This is a genomic window from Streptomyces sp. TRD_SC_5, assembly GCF_056836825.1.
Map to the genome: position 1 here is coordinate 2,384,487 of NZ_JBWZZS010000001.1, position 15,287 is coordinate 2,399,773.

The 15,287-nt window shown below is 71.0% G+C and carries 12 protein-coding genes; 6 read left to right on the forward strand and 6 right to left on the reverse strand.

What is annotated here, in order from left to right; all coding sequences use genetic code 11:
* Positions 1-10: 10 nt before the first annotated feature.
* Positions 11-2,746, forward strand: coding sequence for an aminopeptidase N (gene pepN, locus AC1P0E_RS10955; protein ID WP_482741980.1), 2,736 nt, complete (start codon positions 11-13; stop codon positions 2,744-2,746).
* 565 nt (positions 2,747-3,311) lie between these two features.
* The gene (locus tag AC1P0E_RS10960) at positions 3,312-4,358 is read left to right on the forward strand and encodes a hypothetical protein (protein ID WP_482741981.1); all 1,047 of its coding nucleotides are present in this window, start codon (positions 3,312-3,314) and stop codon (positions 4,356-4,358) included.
* Between the two features lie 26 nt (positions 4,359-4,384).
* Here the strand turns inward: AC1P0E_RS10960 and AC1P0E_RS10965 are convergent, their stop codons facing one another.
* Positions 4,385-6,121, reverse strand: a complete 1,737-nt coding sequence (locus AC1P0E_RS10965; protein ID WP_482741982.1) for a TIGR03767 family metallophosphoesterase — start codon at positions 6,119-6,121, stop codon at positions 4,385-4,387.
* Between the two features lie 514 nt (positions 6,122-6,635).
* Positions 6,636-7,094 carry an NUDIX hydrolase gene (locus tag AC1P0E_RS10970; RefSeq protein WP_482741983.1) on the reverse strand — a complete coding sequence of 153 codons (459 nt, stop codon included), beginning with the start codon at positions 7,092-7,094 and terminating at the stop codon, positions 6,636-6,638.
* A 233-nt stretch (positions 7,095-7,327) separates the two neighbouring features.
* On the opposite strand from AC1P0E_RS10970, the gene AC1P0E_RS10975 reads away from it, so the two are divergent.
* The 4 genes from AC1P0E_RS10975 (at position 7,328) to AC1P0E_RS10990 (ending at position 12,774) form a co-directional block, all read left to right on the forward strand.
* Positions 7,328-10,621, forward strand: a complete 3,294-nt coding sequence (locus tag AC1P0E_RS10975; protein WP_482741984.1) for a S8 family serine peptidase — start codon at positions 7,328-7,330, stop codon at positions 10,619-10,621.
* A gap of 169 nt (positions 10,622-10,790) precedes the next feature.
* A complete protein-coding gene (locus AC1P0E_RS10980; protein ID WP_482741985.1) occupies positions 10,791-10,952 on the forward strand; it encodes a hypothetical protein in 162 nt (53 codons plus the stop codon).
* A 268-nt stretch (positions 10,953-11,220) separates the two neighbouring features.
* Complete coding sequence (locus AC1P0E_RS10985; protein WP_482741986.1) at positions 11,221-11,604, forward strand: hypothetical protein; 384 nt, start codon at positions 11,221-11,223, stop codon at positions 11,602-11,604.
* A gap of 141 nt (positions 11,605-11,745) precedes the next feature.
* Positions 11,746-12,774 carry an aspartate-semialdehyde dehydrogenase gene (locus AC1P0E_RS10990; RefSeq protein ID WP_482741987.1) on the forward strand — a complete coding sequence of 343 codons (1,029 nt, stop codon included), beginning with the start codon at positions 11,746-11,748 and terminating at the stop codon, positions 12,772-12,774.
* Here the strand turns inward: AC1P0E_RS10990 and AC1P0E_RS10995 are convergent.
* The 4 genes from AC1P0E_RS10995 to AC1P0E_RS11010 all read right to left on the reverse strand — a co-directional run bounded on the left by AC1P0E_RS10995 (position 12,764) and on the right by AC1P0E_RS11010 (position 15,261).
* Positions 12,764-14,011 carry an MFS transporter gene (locus tag AC1P0E_RS10995; RefSeq protein ID WP_482741988.1) on the reverse strand — a complete coding sequence of 416 codons (1,248 nt, stop codon included), beginning with the start codon at positions 14,009-14,011 and terminating at the stop codon, positions 12,764-12,766. The genes AC1P0E_RS10990 and AC1P0E_RS10995 overlap by 11 nt on opposite strands.
* 108 nt (positions 14,012-14,119) lie before the next feature.
* Positions 14,120-14,467, reverse strand: a complete 348-nt coding sequence (locus tag AC1P0E_RS11000; protein WP_482741989.1) for a type II toxin-antitoxin system PemK/MazF family toxin — start codon at positions 14,465-14,467, stop codon at positions 14,120-14,122.
* Positions 14,454-14,684, reverse strand: a complete 231-nt coding sequence (locus tag AC1P0E_RS11005; protein WP_482741990.1) for a ribbon-helix-helix domain-containing protein — start codon at positions 14,682-14,684, stop codon at positions 14,454-14,456. Before AC1P0E_RS11005 ends, AC1P0E_RS11000 begins: the two co-directional genes overlap by 14 nt.
* 79 nt (positions 14,685-14,763) lie before the next feature.
* Complete coding sequence (locus tag AC1P0E_RS11010; RefSeq protein ID WP_482741991.1) at positions 14,764-15,261, reverse strand: DUF1203 domain-containing protein; 498 nt, start codon at positions 15,259-15,261, stop codon at positions 14,764-14,766.
* Between the last annotated feature and the right edge of the window lie 26 nt (positions 15,262-15,287).

A 15,287-nucleotide genomic window follows, 5' to 3' on the forward strand; every position in this document is an offset into this window, starting at 1 on the left:
AGGAGTGCCCGTGCCCGGTGAGAATCTGTCCCGCGACGAGGCCCGCGAGCGGGCCGAACTGCTGTCCGTCGACGGGTACGAAGTTGCCCTCGACCTGCGATCAGCGGTCGGGGACCCCGGGGACGGCACATTCAGCGCCGAGCCCAGCGCCGTGTCCAGCGGCACATCCAGCGCCGCGCCCAGCGCCGTGTCCAGCGGCACATCCAGCGCCGCGCCCAGCGCCACATCCAGCACCGCGGGCCCCGGGGACAGCGCGGACGGGCCGCGTACGTTCCGCTCGGTTACCACCATCCGCTTCCGGTGCGCGCGGCCCGGCGCCGATACCTTCGCCGATCTGCTGGCGCCGTCCGTGACGGCCGTCACACTCAACGGCGAGGCGTTGGACCCCGCCGCCGTCTTCGACGGTAAGCGGGTCGCCCTGGCCGGGCTGCGCGAGGAGAACGTCCTGGTGGTGGACGCGCAGTGCGCGTACAGCCGGACCGGCGAGGGCATGCACCGCTTCGTCGATCCCGAGGACGGCGAGGTCTACCTCTACACGCAGTACGAGCCTGCCGACGCCCGCCGCGTCTTCGCCAACTTCGAACAGCCGGATCTCAAAGCGCCGTTCCGGTTCGAGGTCACCGCCCCTGAGGGGTGGACAGTGTGGAGCAACGGCGTCGGCGAGCTGACGGACGACGGTTCCTGGCGGTTCGGTGAGACCGAGCCGATCTCGACGTACATCACCGCCTTCGTCGCCGGCCCGTACCACTACGTGGGCGATCTCTACCGGCGGACGTTCAGCGACGGTACGGAGCTCGAGATCCCGCTCGGCGCGATGTGCCGCAAGGGGCTGGCCCGGCACTTCGACGCGGACGACATCTTCACCGTCACCAAGCAGGGGCTCGACTTCTTCCACGACAACTTCGACTTTCCGTACCCCTTCGGGAAGTACGACCAGGCCTTCGTGCCGGAGTACAACATCGGCGCCATGGAGAACCCCGGCTGCGTGACCTTCCGCGAGGAGTACATCTTCCGCGGGAATGTGACTCAAGCGTCGTACGAGCGGCGGGCGAACGTCATTCTCCACGAGATGGCGCACATGTGGTTCGGAGATCTGGTCACCATGCAGTGGTGGGACGACCTGTGGCTGAAGGAGTCCTTCGCCGACTTCATGGGGACGTACTCGATGGTGGAGGCCACCCGTTTCACCAACGGGTGGATCACCTTCGCCAACAACCGCAAGGCGTGGGCGTACCGGGCCGACCAGCTCCCCTCGACGCACCCCATCACGGCCGACATCCGTGACCTGGAGGACGCGAAGCTCAACTTCGACGGGATTACGTACGCCAAGGGCGCGTCCGTACTGAAGCAGCTCGTCGCGTACGTCGGGAAGGACGCCTTCATGGAGGGCGCCCGGCGGTACTTCAAGCGGCACGCGTACGGGAACACCCGGCTCGAGGACCTGCTAGCGGTGCTGGAGGAAACGTCCGGGCGCGATCTCGCCTCCTGGGCGCAGGCGTGGCTGCAGACGGCCGGGGTCAACTCGCTCACTCCGCAGGTGATTTATGACGCCGCAGGGCGGATCACCGAACTGGCGGTGTTCCAGGAGGGTGCCGCTTCGCATCCTGAGCTGCGGCCGCACCGGGTGGCTGTCGGGCTGTATCGGCACGAGGAGGCCGATGGTTCGCTCGTGCGGTACGCGCGGTCCGAGGTGGATGTGGCCGGGCCGCGTACGGTCGTGACCGAGCTCGCGGGCTGCGAGAAGCCGGATCTGGTGCTCGTCAACGACGACGACCTGACGTACTGCAAGATCCGTTTCGACGCGGAGTCGCTGGGCACTCTGCGCGCTCGCCTCGGTGATGTGAGTGACCCGCTCGCGCGGGCGCTGTGCTGGTCGGCGCTGTGGAATCTCACGCGGGACGCGCTGATGCCGGCGCGGGACTTCGTGGATCTCGTGCTGAGGTTCGCGGGCCGCGAGACGGACATCGGGGTGCTCCAGATGCTGCACGCGTGGACGCGGTCCGCGCTGACGCACTACGCGGCGCCCGAGTGGCGGGAGGAGGGCGGGCGTCTCCTCGCGGAGGGCGCGCTGCGGGAGCTGCGGATCGCGGAGCCGGGCAGCGAGCATCAGCTGACGTGGGCACGGTTCTTCGCGGCGACGGCCTGTCGGGAGGCGGACTTCCAGCTGCTCCAGGGGCTGCTGGAGGGCACGGCCAAGATCGACGGGCTCGAGGTGGACCAGGAGCTGCGCTGGGCGTTCCTCGGGCCGCTCGCTTCGCACGGTGTGGCGGACGAGAAGGTGATCAACGCGGAGCTGGCTCGGGACGATACGGCGTCGGGGAAGCGCCACCAGGTGCGGTGTCTCGCGTCGCGTCCTTCGGCCGCGGTCAAGGCGCAGGCGTGGGCGGCGGTCGTGGAGTCCGACTCGTTGTCGAACGCGCTGGTCGTGGCTACGATCGACGGCTTCGTGCAGCCGGGGCAGCGGGAGTTGATCGCTCCGTACGCGGAGAAGTACTTCGCGGTGATCGAGCGGGTGTGGGCCGAGCGGTCCATCCAGATCGGCATGGATGTCGTGTCGGGGCTGTTCCCCGGGCTCCAGGACGACCGGGGCACGCTGGACGCGACGGACGCGTGGCTGGCCGGCCACGCGGACGCAGCGCCGGCGCTGCGCCGGCTGGTGCTGGAGGCACGGGACGACTTGGCGCGGGGCCTGCGGGGGCAGACGTGCGATCGGGGTGCGGCGGCGGCTGCTGCTGCTGCTGTGTGAGTGGCTGATGGGGGCGCCGGCGCGGTTCGGTGCGGTCCGGTGCGGGCGCGGTCCGGTGTGGGCGCCGTGCCGAGCGGGCGCGGTGCGGCGCGGGCGCGGTGTGGTGCGCCGTGCGGTCCGGTGCGGCGCCGTGCGGGCCCCGGTTCGGTGCGGGTGCCTGCGGCGCTTTCCCCTACCCGCCCCTTCCCGAAACTGGGGGCGGGCCCCCAGCCCCCGGACGCCCTCCGGGCGTGTCCTCAAACGCCGGACGGGCTGGAGAGGGTCGGGAACGGGAGGGGAACGGGGGCAGGGGCTTCGTGCCACGGGTCGGCCGCCGGCAACCCGTGGCTCGGCGCCGGGCCCCCGGCCGGCCACCCGTGGCTCGCCTCCGGGCCCCCGTCGGCCGACCCGTGGCTCCCGCGGCTGCGGAGGGGCACCGTCAGGGCCCCGGCCTGGAGTGTTCGCTCGTTCGGCGGGTGGGGTTTCGGCAGTCGAACGGCCGTACTTTAGTGCAGGCTTGTCCTGGATTGTCGACGGGTGTGTAACAGCGGTTAGGGAGCAGGGGCCGAGCGGGAAACCCCGGAACATGAACCACAACACCCCCGTCTCCCCCCGCCCCCTCAGCCACCTCACCGACGCCCAGCAACGCGTGGTGTCCGCCGCGCAGTTGCGTGCGCGTGGTGTGTCCGCCGCCAAGACCGCCGGGCAGTGCCGCCCCGGTGGGCCCTGGCAGCAGGTCCTGCCCGGTGTCTATGTCCTGCACCCCGGGCCGCCCACCAGCGAAGAGCGGCTGCATGCCGCCCTCCTGTACGCGGGCCGGCCCATCGGGCCCGTCGCGGGCCCTCTGGTTCCCGCGCAGGTCCGGGCGGAGGGTACGGCCGGCTCGTACGGCGATGTCGTGATCACGGGACCGGCCGCGCTCGCCCTGCACCGCTTCTCCTCCGCTCCCCCGCTGCTTTCCCTCGACCGGATCGATGTACTCGTGCCGCGCACCCGGCGACTGCGCTCCACCGGTTGCGCTCGGCTGATCCGGGTTCATGCGATGCCTCAGGTCCAGCACATCGACGGCCTGCCCGTCGCCCCCGTCGCCCGCGCCCTCGCCGACGCCGTCGCGCAGCTCACTGACGCCGATGCCGTACGCAGGCTGCTCACCGAGGCCGTGCGCGGTGCGCACTGCGAACCGGCCGCGGTGGTGAGGGAGTTGACCCTCGCACGGCTGCTCTCGCGCCCGCACGTCGTCGACGCCGTGGACTCCCTGCTCGCCGAGGGGCGTGCCATCGCCGAGGACCGGCTGTACGAAATGGTGCGGGACCACGGGCTGCCCGACCCGCTCTGGAACGTCGATCTGCGGCTGCCCGGCGGCCCCCACCTCGGCGGCGTCGACATCTACTGGCCCGACCAGGCCGTCGCCGTGGAGCTGGACACCCGGGCGCCCCGCCAGGACGAAGACGCCCTGTGGTCGGAGTACGCCCGTAAGCGCGAGCACCTGGAGCGGCTCGGCATCACCGTCGTACACATCACGCCGAAGAAGCTGCGGGAATCGCTGGAGCAGCAGGCGACCGTCGTACGGACCGCTCTGATGGCGTCCAGCGACCGGGAGCCGTCCGCCTATGTGGTGGTGCTGCCGCGCTAGTGGTCTCAGCGGTCAGCGGTCAGCGGTCAGCGCTTCTTCAGCAGGAGTTCCGTGTTCCGGGCGTCCGCCGGGCCAGCCAGGGTCTGCCGGGTGCCCGGCGCGTTGAGGGACAGCTCGCGGTAGAGCGCCGCCAGGCCCGTCTGGGAGAGGTCCGTGAAGTCCGTGCGGTGGGGGGCGGCGGACTCGATCAGGGTGGTGAAGAGGGACAGCGTGCCGTCGTGGTTGTCGGTCAGTTCGATGATCCGGGCGAGCTGGGGGAACTCGACGTGCGAGGCGGTGGAGATCTCCCAGAAGGTGCCGTGCGCGAGGATCTCGTTGCGGTGGCTGTGTCCGTTGATCCAGGCGATGACGTTGCGGTTCTGCTGGAGGAGGGCGACGAGCTTGTCGCCGCCGCCGTCGTCGAACGTCCAGCTGTTGTGGTGGCTGAAGACGATGACGTGGTCGTCCCGGTGGGCGAGCAGGGTCCGCTTCAGCCAGTCCAGTTGTGCCTTTCCGATCGAGCCCGCGAAGTGGCCGCCCCGGTCGGTGGTGTCGAGGCTGATGCCCAGTACGTCGTCGGAGATGCGGAAGGAGTAGTAGAGGTTCCCGGTGTCCGCGTTCTCGCGGGTGTAGCCGTGGCCGGCCGGGCCCGCGCCCGCGTACGCCGGGTCGAGGTGCGCCTCGACGTACTCGCGCGGCGTGAAGGGAGCGCGGGAGGGGTCCGGCGTGACGGAGCGCATGCGTCGGGACTCGCGCCGCAGGTGGTCGGTGAAATAGCTGCCGCGCGGGTCGTTGCCCTTCCTCAGTACGGCTTCGAGCGCGCTCGCGTCGGCCGCCGGGAGGGACAGCAGCTTTCGGCCACCCACGGCGAAGTCGGCGAGGAAGCCGGTCGCGTTGCCGTTGGCGAAGCAGCCGCTGGGGAGGTCGTCGTGGTTGCCTACGGTGGAGTACCAGGGGAGGCGCAGGCCGGGGCTGTTCACCGGGCGGCGCGCTGCCGCGAGGTAGCCCTCCAGGCGCGGGAAGCCGCGCTGCTTGTCGGCGTCGCGCAGTGCGCCGTCCGGGTGCCAGTAGAGGGAGTGGCCGGAGTTCTGGACGCCTTCGTAGCGGGCGGGGTCACCTGTGTTGGGGGTGATGCGGCCGCCGCTCATGGTGCGCAGGAACCAGCCGAGTTCGGCCTTGCAGTTGTTGTCCGTGTTGTCGCCGGTCGTCATCACGAAGCCGAGGTCCGCTCCGGTGACCGGCCCGCCGCGCAGCGCGTTGACGCGCTCGACGAGCGAGATCGCGCCGTGGACTGTCAGGGCTTCCTGGGGACGCCAGGCTCCGGGCGCCTGGGCACGCAGGTATTCGGTGCGGACGGGGTGTTGTACGTCGGTGAGGTGGAGGTCGGTGAGCTGCACGAACGAGGCGAGGGCGGTACGTCGCTCGGCGCGCCCGGAGCGGGCCGTGGCGAGCTGGGTCCGTTCTACGCGCTTCCAGCCGGGGCCGGTTCCCAGCCGCCGGAAGCCGGATGTGGCGCCGCGCGGCGTAGCGACCGTACGGAGGGTCGTGGCGGTCCAGGGCGGGACGGTGATGCGGGCGGGGCCTGTGGCGGGTGTTGCTCCCGCGGCGGCGGGGGCGGCGGCCGGTGCGCCGGCCGGGCCCGGAGCGGCGGCGGTTCCCGCCTGGGCGGCGTGCTCCGGGCGGAGCGCGAGCCCGATGCCGGCGGAGAGGCCGACTGCTCCGGTGGCGGCGAGGAAGGAACGGCGGTCGAGGGCGGCTTCGGCTGCGGAGCGTAGGCGTGACATGGCGCGGTCTCCCGGGGTGCGGTCGCATCGGCCGGACAGGGGGCGGACCGCCGGCGGGAGCCAGTGGAACCCCTTGCCCCACTGGATGGTTGACACCGGGGATGGCCTGCGCGTTAACGGCTCCGCAACGCGCAACACCGATCACCGAACAGGGATCACCGTCACCGCCGCGGACGACGTCGGGGTGGCACGGGCACGGCCCGACGCAGTGCGGGTGGTTGGTGGGGTGCGGGTTGTCTGCGGCGCTGGCCCCTACCCGCCCCTTTCCCGAAAATGGGGGCAAGCCCCCAGCTCCCCGGACGCCCCCGGGCATGTCCTCAAACGCCGGACCGGCTGGAAGTGCCGCTCAGGGATCGGTTGCCCGCGCAGCGGGGCACTTCCGCGCCCCAGCGGACCGATTCCCGCGCAGCGGGGCACTTCCGCGCCCCAGCGGGCCCATTCCCGCTCAGCCGCGTCACGCGTCACGCGTCACCCGGCCCTCCGGCGTTTGAGGAGCGGGGTCTGCGCCCACCCCTCACCTCCCGCGTAAAACCACCCGCCCCACCGCCGGCTTCGTACGCCAGAGTTCCATCCCCGTGTCGACCAGTTCGACGTGGTCGAGGCGGGACACCTCGTCCAGGGGGTGCCACGCCGCGAGGTCGGTGGAGCCGGTGGTCTCGTGGCGGAGGTCGCCCCCGGTGATCTCACCCTCGTACACGACCCGCAGTCCCTGGAAGTCGGCGAACGCGCCGAGCCTGCGCGGGTAGCGGCGGGTGATCGAGTCCACGCCGAGCAGCCGGACCGGTTCGACGGCGTAACCCGTCTCCTCCTCCACCTCGCGGATCACCGTGTCGTACGGATCCTCGCCGTGGTCCATGCCCCCGCCCGGCAGCGTCCACCGCTTCGCGCCGTCGGGCGCCACCCAGCGGGCGAGGAGCACTTGCCCGTCCCGCACGCACACGGCGTAGGCCGCCACCCTGAGCTCTCGGTTCATTGGGTGAGGTTATGGGAGGGGGAGGGCAGCGCAAGGGCGCCCGGAATCTGGCGATTCGGCCCCGGTGGCGCACACCGCGCGGTGGCGGATGTGCGCCACGGCCGTATTCCGCCCCATGCAACCCTCCCCAAACTGCCATTACTTAGGCGAGGCTGAGCGGTCATCCGGCACCGTATTCCGGACGACCAGGACCAGACCACGTACGACTCCTTCTTTCACATACAGGGAAGCCCATGACCCTCGAATCATCCGGCTCCATACCCGGGGCCAGACCCGCGGCCCGCATAGCGCTCGCCGCCGGTCTGGTCGCCGCACTGTGTGCGACCGCACCGGTCCCCGCCTTCGCGGCCGGCGCCGAAGACCCCCGGACCACGGCGCCCGCGCCCAAGTCCGCCGCCGCGAAGCTCGGTTCCGCCGACGCGCAGCTGCTCGCCGAGGCCGAGGCCGACGGCGTGAAGAGCGTCACGCTGATGGTCGCCACCGCGCCCGGCGCCACCGAGCAGGTCGCGCGGCAGCTCGACTCCGTACCGGGCGGCCTGGTCGGCCGTACGGACGACAAGCTCGGTTACGTACGGGCCACCCTGCCCACCGGCAAGGCGGACGCGGCCATCACGGCCGCCGCGAAGCTCTCCTCCGTCCACGGCATCGACCTCAAGCAGGAGATCGCCCTGGACGACCCGACGCCGGCGGCGGACCGCGCCAAGGGTGCGGACACCGCCGCCAAGGGCACGTACTCCGGCCCCGGCGAGCGGACGCCCGCGAAGAACCCGTACAACCCGTCCCACGAGACGGGCGCCGTGGAGTTCGTGAAGGACCACCCCAAGGCCGACGGCCGCGGGGTCACCATCGGCATCCTCGACTCGGGTGTCGACCTCGGCCACCCGGCGCTCCAGAAGACCACCACCGGCGAGCGCAAGATCGTCGACTGGGTGACGGCCACCGACCCGGTCGCGGACGGCGACGGCACCTGGCGCCGGATGACGGCCGCCGTCAGCGGCCCGACCTTCGCGATCGCGGACCGTACATGGTCGGCCCCGGCCGGCAGCTACAAGTTCAACCTCTTCCGCGAGGACGCCACCAAGGGTGGCGACATGGCGGGCGACCTGAACCGCGACGGTGACACCACCGACGTCTGGGGCGTGCTGTACGACGCCGCCTCCGGCACGGTCCGCGTCGACCTCGACAACGACGCCGACTTCGGCGACGAAGAGGCGATGAAGCCGTACAAGGACGAGCACCAGGTCCGGTACTTCGGCAAGGACGACCCGGCGACCGAGGTCGTCGAACAGATCCCGTTCGTCGCCGAGATCCGCAAGGACGTCGTCTACAACGCGGCCGGCGCCAAGGCCGACTACGTCAACATCGGCGTCATCGAGGGCTCGCACGGCACGCACGTCGCCGGCATCACCGCCGCCAACAGCCTCTTCGGCGGCCGGATGAACGGCGCCGCCCCCGGCGCCAAGCTGGTCTCCTCGCGCGCCTGCACCTGGAGCGGCGGCTGCACCAACGTCGCGCTCACCGAGGGCATGATCGACCTCGTCACCAAGCGCGGTGTCGACATCGTCAACATGTCGATCGGCGGCCTGCCCGCGCTGAACGACGGCAACAACGCGCGCGCCGAGCTCTACACGCGTCTCATCGACACGTACGGCGTGCAGCTGGTCATCTCGGCCGGCAACAGCGGCCCCGGCACCAACACCATCGGTGACCCGTCCCTGGCCGACAAGGTCGTCTCGGTCGGCGCGTCCATCTCCAAGGAGACCTGGGCCGCCAACTACGGCTCGGTCGTGGAGAAGCGTTACGCCATGATGCCGTTCTCCTCGCGCGGTCCGCGCGAGGACGGCGGCTTCGCGCCGACCATCTCCGCGCCCGGCGCGTCCATCAACACCACGCAGACCTGGGCGCCCGGCGGCCCGGTGAAGGAGGCCGGCTACCAGCTCCCGGCCGGCTACTCGATGCTCCAGGGCACCTCGATGGCCTCGCCGCAGGCGGCGGGCGCGAGCGCGCTGCTGCTGTCGGCCGCGAAGCAGAAGAAGATCGACCTGACGCCGGTCGAGCTGCGCACCGCCCTGACCAGCACCGCCGACCGGATCAAGGGCACGCAGGCACACGAGCAGGGCTCCGGCCTGATCAACATCGTGGACGCCTGGGACTCCATCAGGGACGGCGCCACCGCGCACAACTACGCGGTCAAGGCCCCGGTCGACACGGCGATCGACTTCGCGCTCAAGACGCCGGGCTTCGGCACCGGCCTCTACGACCGCGAGGGCGGCCTCAAGGCCGGGCAGAAGAAGACGTACGACGTGACCATCACGCGTACGAGCGGCCCGGACCGCCCGATCGAGCACGAGCTGGACTGGAAGTACAACGACGGCACGTTCCGCCTCCTCGGTGACGACGAGGTCGACCTGCCGCTGAACAAGCCGGTCACCGTCAAGGTGCAGGCCAGGCCCGGCTCCGCCGGTGTGCACAGCGCCGCACTCGAGGTGGACGACGAGGACACCGAGGGCGTCGACAAGCAGGTCCTCGCGACCGTGGTCGTGACCAAGGACCTGGTGAAGCCGTCGTACACCGTCTCGGACTCGAGCTCGGTGCAGCGCAACAGCACCAAGTCGTACTTCATCAACGTCCCCGAGGGCGCGAAGTCCCTGGAGGTCGCGCTCGGCGGTCTCGCGAAGGACAGCCAGACCCGCTTCATCGGCATCCACCCGTACGGCGTGCCGGTCGACTCCACCTCGTCGATCGCCTGCTACCCGAACTACACCAACCCGGCCAACACCTGCCGCCCGGACCTGCGTTCGTACCCGAACCCGCAGGCCGGCGTCTGGGAGGTCGAGGTCGAGTCGCGCCGTACGTCGCCGGTGCTCGACAACCCGTACACGCTGGACGTGACGGTGCTCGGCGCCGCCTTCGACCCGGCTGTGCAGACCATTCCCGAGGCCAAGGTCGGCACGCCGGCTTCGGTCGAGTGGAAGGTCACCAACGGTTTCGCCGCGCTGGAGGGCAAGCTGAAGGCCGGCTCGCTCGGCTCGTCGAAGGACGCCCGTCCGTCGATCAAGCAGGGCGAGACGCAGACCACCGCGGTCACCGTCGGAGAGGGCGTCGAGCGCCTCGACGTCGTCATCGGCGGAGTCTCCGACACCGCTGCCGACCTCGACCTGACGGTCAAGAAGGACGGCGTCCTGGTCGGCCAGGCCGCGGACGGCGATTCGGAGGAGGCGGTCAGCCTCGTCAAGCCCGCCGCCGGCACTTACACCATCGAGGTCGTGGGTTACGCGGTCGGCGACGCCGGCACCGAGTACAACTACCGCGATGTGTACTTCGCCCCGTCGCTCGGCCAGGTCAAGGTCGACGACTCGCAGGCCGTGAAGCTGGCCAACGGCGCTTCGGCTCAGGTCAAGGCCGAGGTCCTGGTCGCGGGTGCGGCTCCCGAGGGACGGAAGTTCTTCGGCGAGGTGCAGCTGGTGAACGCGCGCGGCACGGTCGCGGGCTCCGGCAGCGCACAGATCGAGAAGGTCACGCCGTAACAACACCCGTCATGAACAGGTGATTTACGCAGGAGGGGCGGGCGCCCGCACAGGCGCCCGCCCCTTCGGACTCCCCTTCACCCTCCCTCCGGAATCCACCCCGCAATAACCCGCAACAAATCGAACTGCACATCGACTTCACATCATCTTCACTGTCACCATGGTCCCCATGACGCACATCACCAAGGGGGCCAACACCCCTGTGCCCAGCGAACTTCTCCACGTGGCCGTCTGCCGCCAGAACGTCGCCGGGGCCCCGGCCGTGGACGCATCGGCCCTCCTGCTGGACGCGAACGGCAAGGTACGCGGCGACGCCGACCTGGTCTTCTGACCGGCGACGAAAACGGCGCGCAGGGCCGCACCCTCCTCTTCCGCGAGGGAGAGCCCGAGATACGGCTGCGGCTCGACTACGCCGTCGACTGGTCCCTGCGGCTGCTCCCCGCCGACCAGGCTCCGGCGCTCACCGGCCCGGTGCAGGGCATCGGCAGCACGGTGTTCCGTTACGACGGGCCGCCCGCGCTGCTCGGCCTCCGCCGCACGACGTCCGACAGCGACCCGCTCGGCACCCGTACCGTCCAGGCCAACGGCAGGAAGGCGACGTGCGCCGAGACGTGCGGTCGGCGCCGCCCGGTCGTCGGTCCATCTGGGTGACGGAGGCGGGCCACTGCTATGTCCAGGTCACCGCTGCCGGGACCACCGACTGGCAGATCGAGCCGATGGCCGCCTCGAGCGCCCCGGCCTTCGGGGCCTTCGGGGCCACCGTCTCGGGGAAGGGATACACCGTCGTACGCAACACCGGGCCCGAAGCCGAGATGCTGCTCACGCACGAGCCGCGTGGCCTCCTGGACCTGCCCGCCGTATGGGCTCTCGACGAGCGCCTCGAGCCGGTGCGGCGGATCACCACCTCCCCCGGCCTGCACACCTTCCCGAGCGGCTTCCTGCAGATCAGGACGGGTGGCGCCTGGAGTCTGGAGATCCGGTGACGGCCGTGTGACAGCCGTGACAACAGTCACGCGGTCCAGGGGCCGGACAATGGATTGGACAAGGCGGCCAGGGACATACGCATTATGGACAGCACCAGGTCAAGCCCCCAGCAGCACGTTCGTACGTACGAAGGAGTCCTCGTGAGGGTCGGAATCGTCGGAGCCACCGGTCAGGTCGGCACAGTCATGCGCAGCATTCTGGCCGAGCGCAAGTTCCCGGCCGACGAGCTGCGCCTCTTCGCCTCCGCCCGTTCCGCGGGCTCCACGATCGAGTGGCAGGGCAGGGACATCACCGTCGAGGACGCGTCGACGGCCGACTACTCCGGCCTGGACATCGTGATCTTCTCCGCCGGCGGCGCGACCTCCAAGGCGCTGGCCGAGAAGGTCGCCTCGCAGGGCGCCGTCGTGATCGACAACTCCTCCGCCTGGCGCCGCGACCCCGACGTGCCGCTGGTCGTGTCCGAGGTCAACCCGCACGCGGTGGCGAACCGCCCCAAGGGCATCATCGCGAACCCGAACTGCACCACGATGGCCGCGATGCCGGTCCTCAAGCCGCTGCACGCCGAGGCCGGCCTGACCGCGATGGTCGCCACCACCTACCAGGCCGTGTCCGGCTCGGGCGTGGCCGGTGTGGCCGAGCTGCACAGCCAGACGTGCAAGGTCGCCGAGCACGCCGACCAGCTCGCCTACGACGGCGAGGCCGTCGACTTCCCCGAGCCCGCCGTCTACAAGCGCCCCATCGCCTTCAACGTGCTGCCGCTGGCCGGCTCGATCGTCGACGACGGTTCCTTCGAGACCGACGAGGAGCAGAAGCTCCGCAACGAGTCCCGCAAGATCCTGGAGATCCCCGAGCTCAAGGTTTCCGGCACCTGCGTGCGCGTCCCGGTGTTCTCCGGCCACTCGCTCCAGGTGAACGTCCGCTTCGAGCGCCCGCTGAGCGTGGAGCGCGCGACCGAGCTGCTTGCCGGCGCGCCCGGTGTCGCCCTGTCCGAGATCCCGACGCCGCTCCAGGCCGCAGGCAAGGACGTGTCGTACGTCGGCCGCATCCGCCTCGACGAGACCGCCGAGAACGGCCTGTCGCTGTTCCTCTCCGGCGACAACCTCCGCAAGGGCGCGGCGCTCAACGCCGTGCAGATCGCGGAGCTGGTAGCGGCCGAGCTCAAGGCCTGACCTTTTCCGTCACGTCGTCTACGGCGGTGGGGCGGGACTCTGCGGAGTCCCGCCCCACCGCCGTACGCGTACGCCCGACCGCCACCACCGCCACCGCCCCCACCAGCGCAAGCGCGCCCCCCAGCCACAGCGGGCCCGGTACGCCGCAGCCGTCCGCGGCCCGGCCGCCGAGCAGCGCCCCGAGTGCGATCGCGGCGTTGAACACCCCGGCGAAGAGCGCCGACGCCGCTTCGCGCCGCGTGGGTGCGGCCGCCATCAGCCAGTTCTGCGCGCTGACCGACACCCCGCCGTACGCCAGGCCCCACACCACGAGCAGCGCCGCCGCGCCCACGGCCGAGCCGCCGCCCACCCCGGCCGTCAGCAGCACCGTGGCGCCGAGCACGGCCGAGATCACCAGCAGCGTGCGCCGGGGGTCGCGGGCGGCGGCCGCGCCGCCGAGGAAGTTGCCGGCGATCCCGGCGGTCCCGTACACCAGCAGCAGCCCGCTGATCAGGCCCGCGCCGATGTCCGGTACGCGTTCCAGGGCCGGGCGCACATAGGTGTACGCCGCGAAGTGCCCGGTCACCAGGGCCAGCACCACAACCAGCCCGGCCCGTAGCGCCGGCACCCGCAGCAACCCGGCCATCTCCCCCAGCCCGACAGCACCCCGCGCGGGCAACGGCGGCAGCAGGACACCGAGCAGCACCGCAACCGCCAGCGAAAAGAGCCCCATGGCGGCGAAGGCCCACCTCCACCCCGCGAGCTCCCCCATCAGCGTGCCGGTCGGCACCCCGGCAACGGACGCCACGGCGATACCGCTGAAGATCACCGCGGTGGCCCGTCCCACGCCCTCCTCGCGCACCAGCCGCACAGCGAGACCCGCCGCGACGGCCCACACCCCGCCGATGCACACGCCGACCAGCGCCCGCGCCCCGAGCAGCACCCCGAAGCCGGGCGCGAGGGCGGACAGTACGTTCGCGGCGGCGAGCAGCACCATCAGCACGCACAGCACGAGCCGCCGGTCCGCGCGCCGCACGGCGACGGGCAGCAGCGGCGCGGCGAACGCCGCGACGAGGCCGGGGAGCGTGACGGTCAGCCCCGCCGTGCCGTCGGACGTCCCCAGGCCCGAGCCGAGGGCGGTGAGGAGTCCGACCGGCAGCATCTCGGTCGTGACGACGGCGAAGGTCGCGGCGGCGACGGCGAACACGGCGGGCGGCAACGCGGCCCGCCGCCGGGGCAGTTCAGTAGTCCGGTGCATGCTGCCCAGCGTCTGCCGCACACCGGCCGGGAACAACGGCGAAGTCCTCATCCGCCGCGCGGGCGAGCGGCTGCACGTAGCCGACGCGTGCGGCGAAGAGGCTGCTGCTCAGAGCGCCAAGTGCCTGCGCAAGGCTGCGTCGAGCTCGGCCATCCGTTGGGCTGGCACGAAACCGATTCGGTGCAGCACCCGTTCCAACGTGACCGCGCGGACTTGCTCGCACTGGGCCTTGGAATCCCTCGCGAGCCGGCATTCCTCGGCCTGCAGAAGAACTTGGAACGGGAAGACCCGTGAGGTGTTCGACGTCATCGGAACGACGGTGACCACACCTCTGCCTATGCGCTGCACGGTCTGATTGGCCGCGTCGTTCGACACGATCACCGAAGGACGGGCCTTGTTCACCTCGCTGCCGCGCACCGGCTCGTAGTCGATCAGGTAGATCTCACCTCTGCGCATCGGTCAGCCCGTCCCCGGCGGTCCTGTCCCAGAACGCCGCGTCCTCGCTCGCGTCCCACTCCTCGAACGCGGCCGCGTAGTCGGACTCCAACTGGGAGTTGCGCAGCAGCTCGATCGCGGCATGTATCACCGCGGAGCGGGACTCCGCCTCCGTCTTGGCCGCGTACGCGTCGACGAAGGTCACATCCTCCTGCGGTAGGCTCACACTAATCTTCATACCAGCGATGCTACTCCGGTATGACTCAGCTTGCTACCCGGATCGCGGCGGCCCGGCATTCATCCGGCGCGACGTCAGCTCACGCCCGGCGCACCTCGAAGTGGAAGCACCCGTACTCGACGGCCCGGACATGCACGAGCGCCACCTCCGGCTGGGCAAATGCCTCGGCGAACGCGGCGTCGAAGCCCACCGTCGTGTCGTCCGGGATCTCCAGAAGCCGACCGCCGACGATGTGCCCCTCCACGTCGTAGCGACGCACAGCGCGCAGGGCGCCGGCCCGGGCGAAGGGGTAACCGTCACCTGCTGCCGGCCCTCCGCACTCCTCGGCGTGGATGAAGACCGGACCCTGTTCGTCGTACGCGCCGGGCCTGGCCCGCGTCTCGGCCGCCCAGCGGCGCAGCGGCGCGTACGAGACGAGTGCGAGGTGCTCGCCCGGCTCGCTGAGCCGCAGACAGCACCGCAGCGGCGCCCCGCCTTCCTCATCGGCGTACGGAACGCAGGCGCGGCCCGCGTCGTCGGTGTTCCGAAGCTGCATGAGCGAAGCGGGTTCGACGGGGCGTGCGGTGTAGGTCGTCATACGATCAGCATCGGCGCGGCCAGGGC

Coding starts and splice junctions, on each gene's coding strand:
- AC1P0E_RS10970 (WP_482741983.1), bottom strand. CDS start 7,094: ATGAACCGAGAGCTCAGGGTGGCGGCCTACGCCGTGTGCGTGCGGGAC.
- AC1P0E_RS10965 (WP_482741982.1), bottom strand. CDS start 6,121: ATGTCACGCCTACGCTCCGCAGCCGAAGCCGCCCTCGACCGCCGTTCC.
- AC1P0E_RS11005 (WP_482741990.1), bottom strand. CDS start 14,684: ATGAAGATTAGTGTGAGCCTACCGCAGGAGGATGTGACCTTCGTCGAC.
- AC1P0E_RS10960 (WP_482741981.1), top strand. CDS start 3,312: ATGAACCACAACACCCCCGTCTCCCCCCGCCCCCTCAGCCACCTCACC.
- AC1P0E_RS11010 (WP_482741991.1), bottom strand. CDS start 15,261: ATGACGACCTACACCGCACGCCCCGTCGAACCCGCTTCGCTCATGCAG.
- AC1P0E_RS10975 (WP_482741984.1), top strand. CDS start 7,328: ATGACCCTCGAATCATCCGGCTCCATACCCGGGGCCAGACCCGCGGCC.
- AC1P0E_RS11000 (WP_482741989.1), bottom strand. CDS start 14,467: ATGCGCAGAGGTGAGATCTACCTGATCGACTACGAGCCGGTGCGCGGC.
- AC1P0E_RS10995 (WP_482741988.1), bottom strand. CDS start 14,011: ATGCACCGGACTACTGAACTGCCCCGGCGGCGGGCCGCGTTGCCGCCC.
- AC1P0E_RS10980 (WP_482741985.1), top strand. CDS start 10,791: ATGACGCACATCACCAAGGGGGCCAACACCCCTGTGCCCAGCGAACTT.